The organism is Pontibacter sp. H249 (assembly GCF_037892465.1).
Classification (GTDB): domain Bacteria; phylum Bacteroidota; class Bacteroidia; order Cytophagales; family Hymenobacteraceae; genus Pontibacter.
Window position 1 is genome coordinate 386470 of record NZ_JBBKTR010000001.1, and the last position, 15785, is coordinate 402254.

A 15785-nucleotide genomic window follows, 5' to 3' on the forward strand; every position below is an offset into this window, starting at 1 on the left:
TAGCAGAGCCGCCACTGATAGATTGCGGTGGTCCTGCATACCTTTCTGAGTCTGGATTAGAATTTTAGGGTTACGTTCATGCCATAGGTTCTTGGCGTAGGCAACTGGCCCATCTCTATACCTGGAAGTGCTTGAGAACCGTTCAATGCGGCTGTCTCCGGGTCGAAGATTGGGAAGTCGGTGATCATGGCAAGGTTACGGCCATACACGGCTACACTTGCACCCTGGATGAACTTCGTTCTCGCGAGCAATTGCTTTGGCAGGCTATACTCCAGTCTCATCTCACGCAGCTTCAGGTAAGAGGCATCAAAGGAGTTAGACTCTACGTTGGCACGGCGGTAGTACTCTCTGTAGTAATCCACAGGAAGCACATCCTCTGTATTAGGAGAATAAGTTCCGTCACCGTTGTCTACTACACCATCACCTATGATGAAGCCTTTCTCGCGGCCCATGAGCGTGTGCTCCAGCTTACCCATTTCGCTCATTTTGTGGTGCGTTTGAGAGTAAACGATACCGCCGTACTGGCCATCCAACAACATACTGAAACGCAGGTTCTTATAAGACACCTCATTGTGTAAACCACCTTTCCAGTCGGCATAGGCGTTGCCGATGTACTGGATTTCATCAGGTCTCTCTGGCAGACCATTTTTGTTATAAACTATCTTGCCTTCAGGATTGCGAACAAAGCCATAGCCGTAGATATCTCCTGTAGTACCGCCCACTTTAGCAATGATAGTCGCGTTTCCGCCATACCCGATGATCTGGCTACCATCCATATCTTCTGCCAACTCCAGCACCTCGTTGTAGTTCTTAGACCAAGTAAGCGTAGAATTCCACTTCAGGTTGTTGTTATCCAGCAGTTTACCAGTTACTGCCACCTCTATACCCTGATTCTGCACCTTCCCTGAGTTAAGGAAAGCTTGCTTATAACCTGTAGTTGGGTCAAGCGGAACGGCTACAATCTGGTTACGGGTAATATTTCTGTAGAAGTTGATGTCCATACCGAAGCGTCCACCGAAAAGCTTGTACTCTAAACCTGCCTCATAGTTGGTAGCCATTTCCGGCTTCAGGTCTGCGTTGAACAAGGTATAATCCGCAACGGCAGAACCGGCAAATTCACTTGGAATGTAGTATCTGTTTGTCTGGTAAGGATCACCACCGTTACCCACTTCCGCAACTGAAAGTCTAAGCTTGGCATAAGAAACAGCCGTTGGCAATCGGAACAGGTCCGTAAGTATAAAGCTGGTGTTAATAGACGGATAGAAGAAAGAACTGTTCTTTACCGGCAGTTTACTCGACCAGTCGTTACGTGCTGTTACATCTACAAAAATCTTGTCGTCATAAGAGAAAGTCATTAAGCCAAACACGCTGTGAACTTCGCTGTTACGCTCGACAGTGCGCATCATCGGGTTATTTACGCCATTCGAAAGCCTGTAAACACCAGGTACTACTAAGGCATCTACATAACCTTCTGTGCGCTTGTACTGCGAAGACATGATGTTACCGCCCAACATCGCTCGTACATCAATTCTGCTTGTGATCTTGTCTTTGTAAGTCAGCATTGCGTCGGTGTTCTGCTGCAGGTCAAATATTGTCTGCTCCTTAAAGTAACCTTTCTGAAAGTTGGCTGAGCTGAAAGGGCGCTGCATGGCTCTGTCTTCGGTGCTCATGTCAATGCCGGAGCGTATCATCAGGTCCAGTTTGGGCGTGATTTCGTAAGTGGCCGAAATGTTACCCACGGTGCTGTAGTTGTCCACGCTGTTTGTCATATCGTAGGCAATTACATAGGGGTTATCAATAAAAGGGCTGAACGGGTGTAGCTGCTCAACTTGGTTCTGCCCCTGCCTCCATCTTGGCTCGTACCAGGCCAAGTCTATACTTGGGTTTTGGAAAATCATGAAGTATGCGATGGACTGGTTGTTGTAACCTGTGGCAGGCAAATTATCGCTTTGCTTATGCGCAAAGTTTACTTTGGAGTTAAGGCGCAGCTTGTCTGCTACTTTGTAGTTCAGGCTAAGTGCGGTGTTCAGGCGCTCAAAACCTGTGTTCGGCATCATCCACTCATTTTTAGTGTGCGTGATGGATGCTCTGGCAGAACCCTTTTCGTTGCCGCCTTCTATGGCTACGTTGTTGGAAATGGTCTGCCCTGTTCTCCAGAAGCCCTTGATGTTGTCTTTATAAGGTCTCCAAGGTCTACGCTCCGGCGACTGCCCTTCTGTAGCAGGATCATACTGGTAGTATAGCTGGCCGTCGAACTTAGGACCGTATGCGCTACTTGTACCACCTGTGCTATTTCCGTCTTCTGATGGACCATAAGAGTAGTACAGCTCTTTATCCTTGTTCAACTGCTTGCCTGTACCCTGACCATATTCATACTGATAATCCGGCCATTTAAGTACATCATCAAAGCTGATGTTGGTGTTTACTGTTACACCCAGTCCCTTTTTGTTGCGCGAGCCGGATTTAGTAGTAATAATAAGGGCTCCATTAGCAGCCAGATGCCCATAAAGTGCAGCGGCGCTGGCTCCTTTTAGTACCGTTATACTTTCAATATCATCTGGGTTGATGTTAGCGATACCGTTACCAAAATCAACCGGTACATCGTTACCAGATCCTGCACCGTAAGCATCGTTTACGCCCGCTGTGGTAAGACCAGTGTTCATCGGTACACCATCCAATACAATCAGCGCCTGGTTGTTGGCGGGGTTAAGTGAGTTGTCGCCTCTTAATTTAATAGTTGTAGTGTTAATAGGACCAGAACCCGCAGAAATAAGGCTTAAGCCGGCCACCTTTCCAGATAAAGCACTGGCAAAGTTATTCGGGCGTGCCTCCATTAGTTGCTCGCCACTTACTTTTGTTACTGCATAGCCAAGTGCTTTTTCATCACGCTCAATACCCAGGGCTGTTACCACCACCTCGTTCAGTTGCTTCGTATTCGGCTGCAGCTGGATGTTGATTACATCGCGGTTCCCAATGCTTGTCTCCTGGCTTAGGTAGCCAATAAAGCTAAACACCAGCACCGCTGTTTCATCTTTCACATTCAGGCTGTAGTTACCGTTCATGTCGGTAACAGTACCGTTAGCAGTACCCTTTACCGCAATGCTGGCACCGGGTAGTCCAAGCCCTTTCTCATCTTTAACCGTACCCTTAACCGCGCGTGTTTGCGCAAAGGCACTAAAGCAGCATAGCAAGGCGAGGCCCCAGATTATGCTGTACCTACAAATTGTAAAGGTTCTCATCCGCATAGTTTTTTGGTTGATTTTGCCACAAAACTATGCTGAAGGGATTACGCGAATATTAATGCTATACTATGTTTATATTAATCATTTGAGATTGCACAGCAGGATAAATTCACAAAAACTTCACATGAACAATATTTCATATAATAGCAAAAACATTACTGGTATTCCCGATTACCTGTACCGCTAAACTAAACTTAACGAAAGCATAACCACCTCATAACCTGCAGCTAACACCACAGACGTAATTTAGTAGCGTAGTTCGGAATAACCTTTAGCCAGGGGAGTCAGAACCTAAAATCATATGAAAATGAAAAAGGCAAAAACACTTGCAGACATTATTACAAGTAAGCTTCTAGACATTCTCCTGTACAGGCTACACTCCTTCTACTCGCCATTTAAATTTAACGGAGACTAAAATTATACTCACCCACGCCTGATATATGGCAAGAAAAAGAAAAGTAGAGGTTGTTGTCATATCTGATGTGCACCTCGGCACCTATGGCTGCCACGCAAAAGAACTGCTGGCTTACCTCAAAAGTATAAAGCCGGAAACTATTATACTTAACGGCGACATCATCGACATCTGGCAGTTTAGTAAAAGCTATTGGCCTGCCTCTCATATGCGGGTTGTAAAACACCTGATGGGGCTCATTGCCAAGGGCACCAAAGTATACTACATCACCGGCAACCACGATGAAATGCTACGTAAGTTCGTAGGCTTCAAGCTTGGCTCGTTCCAGATCGTAAACAAACTGGTGATGGAGCTGGATGGCAAACGCGCCTGGATGTTCCATGGCGATGTATTTGATGTAACCATGCAGCATTCTAAGTGGTTGGCGAAGCTAGGCGCACATGGCTATGACTTGCTTATCCTGCTCAACCGCATGGTAAACTTCTTCTGCCTGAAACTTAACCGAGAGAAAGTATACTTATCGCGCAACATCAAGAATCGGGTAAAGAGTGCTGTGAAGTTCATCAATAACTTTGAGAAAACAGCCTCCGACATCGCCATCTCCAACGGTTACGACTACGTAGTTTGCGGCCATATTCATCAGCCGGAACTTCGCGAAATCACGAATAACGAAGGCAGCGTTACCTACCTTAACTCCGGCGACTGGATCGAAAACCTAACGGCTTTAGAGTATGACAAAGGTGCCTGGAGACTCTACAAATTCCGGGAGAACCTGGATGCAGTGGTAATGGATATGGAAGAGGAACTTGTGCCGACCAATATACAGCTGTTCCAGAGCCTGATGGTCGAATTTAACCTGAAATCAGCTTGAGAATATTATACGCCATTCAGGGCACCGGTAATGGTCACCTTACCCGTGCCCTGGACATTTTGCCTGCCCTACAAAAGCGCGGAGAAGTGGACATAGTGGTAAGCGGCAGCCAGGTAGACCTGAGTTTGCCCTATCCTGTAAAGTATAGATTGAAAGGACTTGGTTTTGTTTTTGGGAAGAACGGCGGCGTAGACTTTTACAGGACATTTGTAAAGGCAAACTCACGGGCCTTTTACAAAGAAACATGCCAGCTCCCGGTAAACGAGTATGACCTGGTGATATCTGACTTTGAGCCTGTAACGGCCTGGGCCTGTATGCGTGCAAAAAAACACTGCGTGGGGCTGAGCAACCAGGTGGCGGTGCTAAACCAAAACGTGCCCAAGCCAAAAGAGACAGACCACATGGGTAAGTTTATACTTAAGAATTACGCCCCTACCACAGCACAGTATGGTTTCCACTTTGATAGGTTTGACGACACCATCTTTACCCCGATCATACGCAAGCAGGTGCGGGAACTGGAGGTAAGCAACCAAGGGCACTACACCGTATACTTACCCGCGCACGACGATCATAAAATCATAAACAAACTCTCCCGCTTCAAAAGCGTGGAGTGGCAGGTTTTCTCCAAACACAACAAGCAGCCGTTCCGGCATGAGAACATTTCGGTACAACCCATTCACAATGATGCTTTCCTGCAAAGTATGGCCTCATCGGCAGGGGTGCTTTGCGCTGCAGGATTCGGCACGCCGTCAGAAGTTTTATACTTGCAAAAGAAGCTGCTGGTAGTGCCTATGAAAAACCAGTATGAGCAGGTTTGCAACGCAGCCGCTTTAAAGCACATGGGAGTAGCAACAATTAAAAGCCTTAAGAAAAAACACCTGCCCAAGATACATGAGTGGCTGGTACATGGCGAGCCGATACGGGTGCATTACCCTGATGAGACAGATGCCATTGTAGCACGTATAGTGCAGGAAAACATATAAGTATAAAGTATAGCTTTCGTGCAGCAGGAGCCGCTTCTGCTGCTTTTCATATGACACACAATAGCACAGCAAAAGTACAGGATCAGCCTGTATTGAACAGATCGGACTTCGGTGAGAACTTTGCGTGGGGAGTTGCCACAGCAGCTTACCAGATAGAAGGGGCACACGACACAGCAGACAAAGGCGCCTCTATCTGGGATGTTTTCACGGACAAAAGAGGTAAGGTAAAGCAAAACCACCACGGTAAAATTGCCTGCGACTTTTTTAACCGCTACCCCGACGACCTGATGCTGATGCAGGAAATGGGCATCCCGAACTTTCGCTTCTCGCTTTCATGGTCACGCCTGATGCCTGCCGGTACAGGTAAAGTCAGTCAGCAAGGGATAGACTATTACAACCGCCTGATAGACCATTGCCTGGAGTTGGGTATAACGCCCTGGGTAACCTTGTACCATTGGGATTTACCGCATGAGCTGGAGAAAATAGGCGGCTGGCCAAACCGCGACATCGTCAGCTGGTTCAGTGAATATGCTGCGCTGTGTGCCAACTCCTTCGGCGATCGGGTAAACCATTGGATGGTGCTGAACGAGCCGATGGTGTTTACCGGTGCCGGTTACTTTTTGGGTGTTCATGCACCGGGCCGCAGAGGCTTTGGTTCGTTTATTCCTGCGGTGCACCACACCGCCCTTTGCCAGGCCGAGGGTGGCCGCATTTTAAAAAGTATACTCCCCAATGCAGAGGTAGGCACCACCATTTCCTGCTCTCATGTAGAACCCCTGCGCCAATGCGAAAAGGACATAAAGGCAGCACAACGAGTTGATGCACTGCTTAACCGCTTATTTCTGGAGCCTGCTCTTGGCCTAGGTTACCCCCTGGACGACCTGAAATTTATGCGCCGCATTGAAAAGTACATGAAACCCAACGATGAAGCACTGCTGCAGTTTGACTTCGATTTTATAGGTATACAGAACTATACCCGCGAAATAGTTAAGTACTCGTTCTGGACACCATTTCTGCAGGCCAACCTGGTGCCGGCAAAAAAGAGAAACGTGCCTTATACCCTCATGAACTGGGAAGTATACCCGAAGGGCATCTACCACCTGCTGCACAAGTACAGCCAATATAAAAACATCAAAAAGCTGCTCATTACAGAGAATGGTGCCGCCTTTGCTGATGAGCTAAAAGACGGGCAGGTAAATGACCAGGAGCGTGTAGTTTTTTTGCAGCGCTACCTGCAACAGGTACTGCGTGCCAAACAGGAAGGTGCCAACGTGCATGGCTATTTCGTGTGGTCTTTCCTGGACAACTTTGAATGGGCAGAAGGCTACGATCCCCGCTTTGGTTTGGTACATGTAGACTATGAGACGCAGCAACGTACCATTAAAAACTCCGGACTTTGGTATCGAAACTTCCTGATGAACAAAATCAAATAACTAATAAAGCAATGTAAGATGACATTATCTGTACTGCTATAACAGTTATTTGATTTTGTAAGCGTTTTGTTAAAGGTCAATATCAATTCTGATCTCCTGAAATACAACCACACCATTGCCAGATATTCTGATAGATTTATAAGTATAAACACACTAAACATCTAGTGCTGAGGATGATGCATTATTATCACTGCTCTGGCTTGTACTTGTATAGTTTTACCGGCGGTATATACTTTACCCTCTTCCTCTATTCTGCTTTCGTTTGTATCTAGTACTTTAGTCCATTGGTCGCCATACTTTTTAGGTGGTAGTTTAAAGGATAATGGCTCTGAGTGTGCATTAAACATCACATAGAAATTATCATCTACAATTTGCTTCCCCACTTGGTTTAGCGACCTTATACCACGGCCGTTCAGGAACACTGCCAGCGACTTTGCATAATCATGATTCCAGTTCTCTTCGGTCATTTCGTTACCGCTGGGCAAAAACCAAGCAATATCCTCTAGCCCTACACCTTTGATCGGCTGTCCTTGAAACCAGCGGCGGCGGCAAAACACAGGATGCTTTTTTCTAAAGTCGATAAGGCTTTTAGTAAAATTCAAAAGCTCATTATCAGCTTTATTCCAGTCTATCCACGAAATTTCGTTATCCTGGCAGTAGGCATTATTGTTACCATGCTGTGTGCGGCTTAACTCGTCTCCGGCCACCAGCATCGGCACCCCCTGCGATAAAAATAAAGTTGTCAGGAAATTTCTCTTTTGTCTGTTTCGCAGGGCAATAATTGAATCATCATCGGTTGGCCCCTCTTCCCCACAGTTCCAGGAGCGGTTATGGCTTTCACCGTCGTTGTTATCCTCGCCGTTTTCTTCGTTATGCTTCTCATTATAGCTAACCAGGTCGTGCAGGGTAAAGCCGTCATGGGCCGTTACAAAATTTATACTTGCCGTGGGGTTACGGGAGTCGTCGCGGTACAGGTCTGAGCTGCCGGTAAAACGCTCTGCAAACTCTCCTAGCATACTGTGTTCTCCGCGCCAGTAATCACGCACGCAGTCACGATATTTACCATTCCACTCGGCCCAACCCGGAGGAAAATTACCTACCTGATAGCCGCCTTCACCTACATCCCAAGGTTCCGCAATCAACTTTACCTGGGAGATAACCGGGTCCTGATGGATGATATCGAAGAAAGAGCCTAGATGATCTACTTCATGTAACTCTCTGGCCAACGCAGAAGCCAAGTCAAACCTGAAGCCATCGATGTGCATTTCAGTTATCCAGTAGCGTAAACTATCCATGATCAGGCGAAGCACGCTTGGCATCATGGCGTTCAGGGTGTTGCCTGTGCCAGTGTAATCCATATAATAGCGTTTTTCTTCTTCTACCAGCCTGTAGTAAGATGCATTATCGATACCCCGGAATGATATGGTTGGCCCCATGTGGTTACCCTCTGCCGTATGGTTATAAACTACATCAAGTATAACTTCAATACCCGCTTTGTGCAGCTCTTTTACCATGTTCTTAAATTCTGTTACCTGCTGCCCCTGTACCCCATTTGCGGAGTAGCGTACATCGGGCGCGAAATACCCAATAGTATTATAACCCCAATAGTTGGTTAACCCTATATCCTGTAAATGTCGGTCTGTAACAAAGTGGTGCACGGGCATCAGTTCTATGGCAGTGATACCAAGCTCCTGCAGGTATTTTATAGTTACGGGATGTGCAATGCCAGCATAAGTACCTCGTATTTCCTCCGGTATATCAGGGTGCGTCTGGGTTAGTCCTTTTACATGCGCCTCATAAATAATGGACTGGTGATACGGTATTTTCGGCCCCTGTACACCTTCCCAATCAAAAGCAGAATCGATGACCACGCATTTAGGTAAGTAAGGGCCGCTATCTGCTTCGCTGTAGCTCAGGTCTTCATCGGAGTCTCCCATCGCATAACCAAACAGCGAATCGTCCCAGGAGATGGTACCTGCAATGGCTTTGGCATATGGGTCTATGAGTAGTTTATTGGGGTTAAAGCGATGTCCATTCTCAGGATCATAAGGTCCGTGAACGCGGTAGCCGTAAAGCTGCCCTGGCTTTACATCAGGTAGGTAAGCATGCCATACATGATGGGTCCGCTCCTGCAGTTTTACCTGCTCCGAAGCCTCTTTGCTCTCTTTAGAGTCAAAAAGGCAAAGTATAACCTCATTAGCGTTTTCTGCATACAGTGCAAAATTAACTCCTTTACCATCCCAAGTGGCTCCTAGCGGAAAAGGGTTGCCAGGGTATTTTGTTAAACTCATAGGTTTGTTTCAGAATTGTGTCAGAATATTACTGACTTGTACAGTTAAGATTCTGCATTTACGCAAAGCACAAAAAAAAGGAGACTTTCAATTTTACCGTACGCCTGCATTAGCATTTTATCCATAAGCCACACTTAACCGGCAAGAATGTACAGTTTATACTTTTAGATAATTGCCAATACATATGTTTGATGATGGGATAAGCAGAGTCCGGCGATTTACAATATACAATTCATTATAGCTGTGGAAAGCTACAGTAAGAACAAAAAAACAGACTGCTCAACTAAATTCAGTTAGTACAACCGGCACAGGCTCTGAGTTTTCCCACTGGATTTGTTATCGAGTTAACTCTTACTTAACAGGGATTTATGAATACCTATTTTGGGGTATTGGAGTGATCATCGTATTACTCTAACTTTGATAGTTAATTCTTCAGATTCAAAACTTACAACTAGTATTTGTAGGCTTTGAAAACAAAACTCTAACCCAATCTTCACCCTAATTAAGCTTTATGCAAAAAAATCTACTCACCCTTGTGCTCTGTTTCCTGGGACTTGCGGTACAAGCGCAGCTAACTGCTCCTAGCCAAGATCACATCCTTCGATTCAGTAACAGTGCCGTATTTGCGCCAATCGATCCAAAGCTAAACCTTGGGTCAGAGTTTACTATGGCGGCTTGGGTATACCCTACAGCACGGCAGCCTTATGGTTTTATTATGGGTAAACCTAACACAGATCGTAGTGCTGATCCTTATATGACTTACATGCTCGGTTGGGATAGTAACGGAGATAAGGTGGAATTTGTGCAAACCACTGGTGCTGCTGGTACTTACAATGCTATAATGTCTCCAGAAGCGATACCATTAAATAGCTGGACACACGTAGCAGCAACATTGGGTAATGGTACTATGCGCCTGTATGTAAATGGCCAGCTGGTTGGGAGCATGGCAAGCCCAGGAGCACCACAGGTTAACAACGTGCCTTTTGGTATTGGTGGCGGTGTAGATAAAGGCAACTACTGCTGTGGCTCCAACGCGTACATTAAACAGGCTGGCGTATGGAACAAAGTCTTAACCGCTACAGAAATAGCAGGAGTGGCACAAGCAATACCAGCACCCAGCGCTACAGGTCTGGTTGCCTTCTGGAAGTTAGACGAAGGTAGTGGTCAGGTTGCCCAAGATTTATCCAATAACCAATTACATGCTACCCTGGGCACTGCACCTACTACCGATAACAACGATCCTGTTTGGGTTGATAATTTTTATTTCTCAAATGAGCCTTTCTTTAACGTGAAGGCTACTACCATATCGCCAGCTCTTCCGCATGCTCTGGAAGATATGTATCCATTTGACATCAACCAGGATGGAAGAGTTGAGTTTATAACTGTTTCAATTTCCTGGCCTCCAACTCCTTACCCTGGTACTTTCAGACCATTTCAGGTACTTGGCACTAATGCTGATTTAACTGTATCAAACCAAACCTCAACCTATTTTAAAGAGGCAGTGCAGATGGTGCATCCAAGGCATATGGCTATGGCTGATTTTGATAACAATGGCAAAATGGACATTATCGCCATCGGACATGGGACTGATGTTCACCCATTTCCGGGTGAGCAAAGCCTATTGCTATTCGGGCAAGCTGACGGCTCACTTAAAAATGTAACGGCTACCAACCTGCCACAGGCGATTGATTTTACGCACCATGTTTCTATAGGAGATATTGATGGCGACGGCGACATAGACATTTACATGGCTAACATTGGAGGAGGCCACAATAGTCCACGCTTTTACTTAAACAATGGCAGTGGTGTATTTACTGTTGGCACAAATAACTTGCCAGCTCAAGTATCAGATAAAAGCAATGGTGTTTATACTTCCAGCGCACTAGCTGACCTGGATGGTGACGGTGACCTGGACCTTTTTTTGGGAGGCGATGAACGAACCCCCAGTAACTTGGTATTGCTGAACAATGGCAGCGGCATTTTTACTATAAAGCAGCATGCTGCCGATAAAAAATTACTCGCAGCAAATTGGATCACAATTGCCTTATCTGTAGCGGACTTTGACGGTGACGGTGACCTGGATGTTATCACGTCCAATACTCCGGGCGAGCCTTTCTATAAAGGTGCTTTCCTGCAGTTGTTGCTGAACGATGGCAAGGGAAACTTTACCGACGCCTCCGATCGGATTACACAGCAATTCTCTTCAGAAGGCTGGGTAAAATGGGTAGATGCTACTGACCTGAACAATGATGGCATTCTGGACCTGGTACTAAGCAGCAATGGGGGCACCAACAACAGTATTTTTATTGGTGTTGGCAACGCACGCTTCAAGCAGGCTCCTATCATGCTGCCACCTTCTGATGGCCCTTTAAGGGCTACAGATGTAGATGGTGACGGCGATCAGGATCTGGTATCTGTAGCTGGAAATACAGCTTATGTAGCTGAGAACGTTCAACCACTAGCCTTATCTACTGCACCGTTAAACATACTTGGTACAATTAACCTCTGTGAGGGATCTACCGATGGTCCTTTGCTAAGTACAACAAGTAACCCCAACTACACTTATACCTGGCTTAAAGATGATCAACCGATTGAGAATGCAACCACATCAAGTTACAAAGTAACTGCCCCAGGCAAATACCAGGTTGTAACTAAAAACCTCGATTACCCAAGTATAACCAGCCTTGCTGCCACCGTAGTTACTGCTGCTTTACCAGTTGCAACAATTTCGCAATCAGGCAATCTTTTAACTGCAAGTGAGGGGACATCTTACAAATGGTATAAAGATGAGGTTTTGCTAAACCACACGGCAAGAACTTATACACCAACAGTTCCTGGAAATTACAAGGTAGAAGTTTCAAATGCTGCCGGCTGTAGCGCCCTGTCTCAAAGCTACGCCATCACCCTTACAGCCTTGCAGGAAGAGATAATTGTAAAGCATACACAGGTATTTCCAAACCCAACGGCCTCAAAAGTTAACGTTCAGGCAGGCGGGCCATATGTAGGCAAAATAACTGCTTCTCTTGTTAACAGTAACGGAAAGGTGCTTCAGAAAAAACAGCTAAAAAAGAGCGGAGACTTAGATTTTTCATTTGAAGTTGGCAAATATGCCGGTCAACTGTTTTATATACTGCTGGAAACTGAAACTGGCGTAACATCTTTTAAAGTATTGAAGCAAGAAAGGTAAATGCTACCTAAGTGTTCCTAAAATCCAGAGGATTATCACAAGATTCATTAAACAGTAGAAGCCGCTAGTTTTTAAAAGCTAGCGGCTTCTTTATTAACTTAGAAATTAACCTAAGCAGCTTTAGCCAGTAGTTTACAGAGCTATCAAGTTATTTACTTTACTCAGATTTAAATCCTAAAGTATGACCGAAGTTATGGCAATGCCAACATGCAGTTTACTTTAAATAAAGGAGACCGCCTGCAGGTGGAAATGTTCTCTTTGGATAAACCAGTCTACAATTTCTGATTTGCCCTAATGAACCAGCAAAATTCCAGCGGCGGACCTTTTGAAAGTACACCCGCCAATGCACCAGGTAATATTTCAGGCGGGGCAATTGGGTATTTTTTAGCCTCTTCAGTAACAGTGATTGAGCAGGTAGCAGAGTAAAAAAAGTATAAGGGCCACACTACAGATGTAGTATAGCCCTTATACTTTATATTGTGTTAAGATTAGGCTACTGAGGTAATTCTATTACATACTCCTTGCCCTGCGGCACAGTAAGCTTATAATCTTTGATCCAGGGGTTATAAAGGCGTAAAGTCTTATAATTAGTACCCTGCTCCAGTGCAAACGCCGGCAGATCTTTTATACTTTCGGTAACGACTAAAGGCTTGGAAGGCAGCGGCTTGTAACCATGCTCTTCTGCAAGTTCAAAGCCATACTTTTGCGGGTTGCCCAGCACCTCTTTCAGTGCCAGAATTCGGAAGATATAACGAGAGGTTTCGTCGTTCATGTAAAGGTCATAGAATGAGCTTACCCCTTGCCTCTCCAGTGCACGCGCCAAACCTCCCATGCCACGGTTATAAGAGGCCGCTGCATTAGTCCAGGAGCCAAAGCGTTTCTTAGCTGATTTAAGATATCTGATAGCTGCCAGCGTAGACTTCTGCACATGAAAGCGTTCGTCTACCTCTCCGTTTACAACCAGCCCATAGCCACGGGCAGTATCCGGCATAAGTTGCCAGAAGCCTGCTGCGCCAGCTGGTGATGTAACATGCCCGAAAAGGCTTTCGGCCAATGCTAAGTACACAAAATCTTCTGGTATATCATGCTCCTTTAGCATCGCCTTAATTTCAGGCACATAACGCTGCATTCGCTTTAGCCCTAGCAAGGTGGTTGCATGCAAATAAGAGTTTACGAGCAATTCACGGTCTAAGCGCTCAGCCACATCGGGCACATGCAGCGGCACAGGCTCTCCGGCAAAACTCATGGCTGTTGGGAGAGGTGGTGGCGCAAAAACTTTACTATCGGATCTTCTCTCAGTGTTTCCATCAGCCATATCAGTTCCGAACTGCGCCTGCTGCTGGCTGCAAAGCTGCATCGCAATTAAAATAATTACCGTTACCCACACGTATTTCCAAATCTGCTGTGCCATACTTTAGTCCTTTCCTGTTTGTTCCCACGTATTCAGAATAACTGTCTTTACCCTGACTTAGTCTTTAAGTTAAGGAAAAATTACACGGTAATATAGCCATTCACCAAATTCTGGTAGTATAATAACATGATTTACTGATAGATTACAAATTTTAGCAGTTCATCTTAATCTCTCACACCTGTTAAAGTATAAATTCAGTTGTGGTGCTGGTTCGTTCAGTCTAGATAAGTTCAAGTGTTATGAAAGTGATATTTGTGGTTACGTTAATCTAAATTAAACTCTGATTCCAGAACATGGCTCTGATACAAAAGTCCTCGCTGAATACTTTTCTGCGCACCCACGTTTAAAGAGGAAATGTACACCCTTCGCCACCTCCTATTTAAAGGCATTGGCCTATTATATTTGCTCCTGCTAACTCTTGGCTGTGCAAGAAAAAGCTTTTACAACGAAACTCCCGTTACCGATCCAGTTACTTACAAACAGTTAAAACAAACACCTGTGACTATAGATAGTGTGACAGTACAGGCTGGTGCACATTACAAGCGTGGCCCTATTTACCGCTTTTTCTGGGGTAGGCGCCACCGCGATGCCTGGACAACACCCATACACGTGCCGGTTTTAGATCTGGATACAACACATGGTGGACTAACAGTAGAAAAGATAGGTGGAGGCATGCAAACTATAAATGCTACCATGGGAGCAGGAAACGGACTTGTATACTCACTTCGAACAGTAGATAAACGACCCGAAATAAAACTACCGGCATTAGCTCGCAAAACTCTACTTGCAGATTTGGTACGCGACCAGACATCTGCGCTGCACCCTTATGCGCCACTGGTGGTGGCTCCCCTAGCCAAGGCGGCAAATGTGCCTACGCCCACACCGTGGCTTGTGTATATAAAGCCTAACGAAGAGCAATTAGGGAAACACAAAGAATTACTTAGCGACAGGCTTTACATGCTGGAAGAAAAATTTACAGACGAAAGAGGTCTGATCGGTGATCTTTCAGAAGGCCATGATATTATCAGTACTAAAAAAATGCTCACCAACCGCTTTACCCACCACAACCATTTTATAGACAAAACAGCTTATTCCAAAGCCAGGCTCCTAGACCTGTTAATAGGTGATCGCGACCGACATGAGGGCCAATGGAACTGGGCTGTATTTAAAACCTCTGGCCACTATTTATACTATCCCATACCTAAAGACAGAGACAACGCATTTTTTCGGTTTGATGATGGCCTGCTTTCCTGGTTGCTGAGCCGTAAGTGGGCAAACCGCAAGTTCAAAACCTTTGACGAAGATTTTACAGATATAAAGGCACTGATGATCAAGTCGGAGTTTTTAGATACACGGATTTTAGCTGGAGTAACAGCACAGCAATATGATTCCATTGCTCAGTTAATGCAAAAAGAGATAAGCGATGAGGTGATACAGCAGGCAGTACAGAAACTGCCACCAACATTATACGCGCAGCAGGGAGAGCGGCTGGAAAATGACCTTAGAAGTAGAAGAAATGAGCTACATAAGGCTGCCAGAAAATTTTATGAAGTGCTGGCAAAAAAGCCACTGATTATTGGTACAGACAAAGAAGAAATTTTTGAGGTCAAACGCCTAAACGACAATTATACAGAGGTAACTGTTCGCAGTGCAACTGATGGCAATGTAACTTTTAGGAGAACATTTTATAGAGGGGAGACACATGAAATTACACTACACGGACTATGCGGGAACGACGTATTTAATATAAGTGGTCAGGTAAAAAAAGGATTAAAAGTTATTATTATGCCTGGATTAGGAGAAAATAAAATTGAGGATAACTCACTTGTACGAGGACAGAAAAGAAACACAGTGGTGGTGACTTCAGTTAAGACTCTTAATAAACTGTAAATTTATTCCCAAAGTATAAATTAAGTGGTTTGTTGATTGTGGCTTCATTGCTTTATAAAGCAGGA

Annotated in this window: 9 protein-coding genes; 6 read left to right on the forward strand and 3 right to left on the reverse strand. The window is 45.3% G+C overall.

Going from position 1 to position 15785, the window contains the following annotated elements; genetic code table 11:
- Positions 1 to 56 precede the first annotated feature (56 nt).
- Positions 57 to 3245 carry a SusC/RagA family TonB-linked outer membrane protein gene (locus WG943_RS01580; protein ID WP_340406382.1) on the reverse strand — a complete coding sequence of 1063 codons (3189 nt, stop codon included), beginning with the start codon at positions 3243 to 3245 and terminating at the stop codon, positions 57 to 59.
- A gap of 437 nt (positions 3246 to 3682) precedes the next feature.
- On the opposite strand from WG943_RS01580, the gene WG943_RS01585 reads away from it, so the two are divergent.
- Genes WG943_RS01585 through WG943_RS01595 form a run of 3 tightly spaced genes read left to right on the forward strand, consistent with a single transcriptional unit; the run spans position 3683 to position 6941 of the window.
- Positions 3683 to 4525 (forward strand): UDP-2,3-diacylglucosamine diphosphatase, encoded by an 843-nt coding sequence (locus WG943_RS01585; RefSeq protein ID WP_340406383.1) that lies wholly within the window; start codon positions 3683 to 3685, stop codon positions 4523 to 4525.
- The gene (locus tag WG943_RS01590; protein ID WP_340406384.1) at positions 4522 to 5508 is read left to right on the forward strand and encodes a glycosyltransferase family protein; all 987 of its coding nucleotides are present in this window, start codon (positions 4522 to 4524) and stop codon (positions 5506 to 5508) included. Before WG943_RS01585 ends, WG943_RS01590 begins: the two co-directional genes overlap by 4 nt.
- Positions 5509 to 5558: 50 nt before the next feature.
- Positions 5559 to 6941: a GH1 family beta-glucosidase gene (locus WG943_RS01595; RefSeq protein WP_340406385.1), complete on the forward strand. Its 1383-nt coding sequence runs from the start codon at positions 5559 to 5561 to the stop codon at positions 6939 to 6941.
- A 161-nt stretch (positions 6942 to 7102) separates the two neighbouring features.
- Here the strand turns inward: WG943_RS01595 and glgX are convergent, their stop codons facing one another.
- Complete coding sequence (gene glgX / locus WG943_RS01600; protein ID WP_340406386.1) at positions 7103 to 9232, reverse strand: glycogen debranching protein GlgX; 2130 nt, start codon at positions 9230 to 9232, stop codon at positions 7103 to 7105.
- Positions 9233 to 9743: 511 nt separating this feature from the next.
- Here glgX and WG943_RS01605 point away from each other — a divergent pair.
- Positions 9744 to 12419 (forward strand): FG-GAP-like repeat-containing protein, encoded by a 2676-nt coding sequence (locus WG943_RS01605; protein ID WP_340406387.1) that lies wholly within the window; start codon positions 9744 to 9746, stop codon positions 12417 to 12419.
- A gap of 294 nt (positions 12420 to 12713) precedes the next feature.
- Complete coding sequence (locus WG943_RS01610; protein ID WP_340406389.1) at positions 12714 to 12845, forward strand: hypothetical protein; 132 nt, start codon at positions 12714 to 12716, stop codon at positions 12843 to 12845.
- A 67-nt stretch (positions 12846 to 12912) separates the two neighbouring features.
- Here the strand turns inward: WG943_RS01610 and WG943_RS01615 are convergent, their stop codons facing one another.
- Positions 12913 to 13830 carry a lytic transglycosylase domain-containing protein gene (locus WG943_RS01615; protein ID WP_340406391.1) on the reverse strand — a complete coding sequence of 306 codons (918 nt, stop codon included), beginning with the start codon at positions 13828 to 13830 and terminating at the stop codon, positions 12913 to 12915.
- 498 nt (positions 13831 to 14328) lie between these two features.
- Between WG943_RS01615 and WG943_RS01620 the strand changes: the two genes are divergently transcribed.
- Complete coding sequence (locus tag WG943_RS01620; RefSeq protein ID WP_340406393.1) at positions 14329 to 15720, forward strand: hypothetical protein; 1392 nt, start codon at positions 14329 to 14331, stop codon at positions 15718 to 15720.
- Positions 15721 to 15785: the final 65 nt, after the last annotated feature.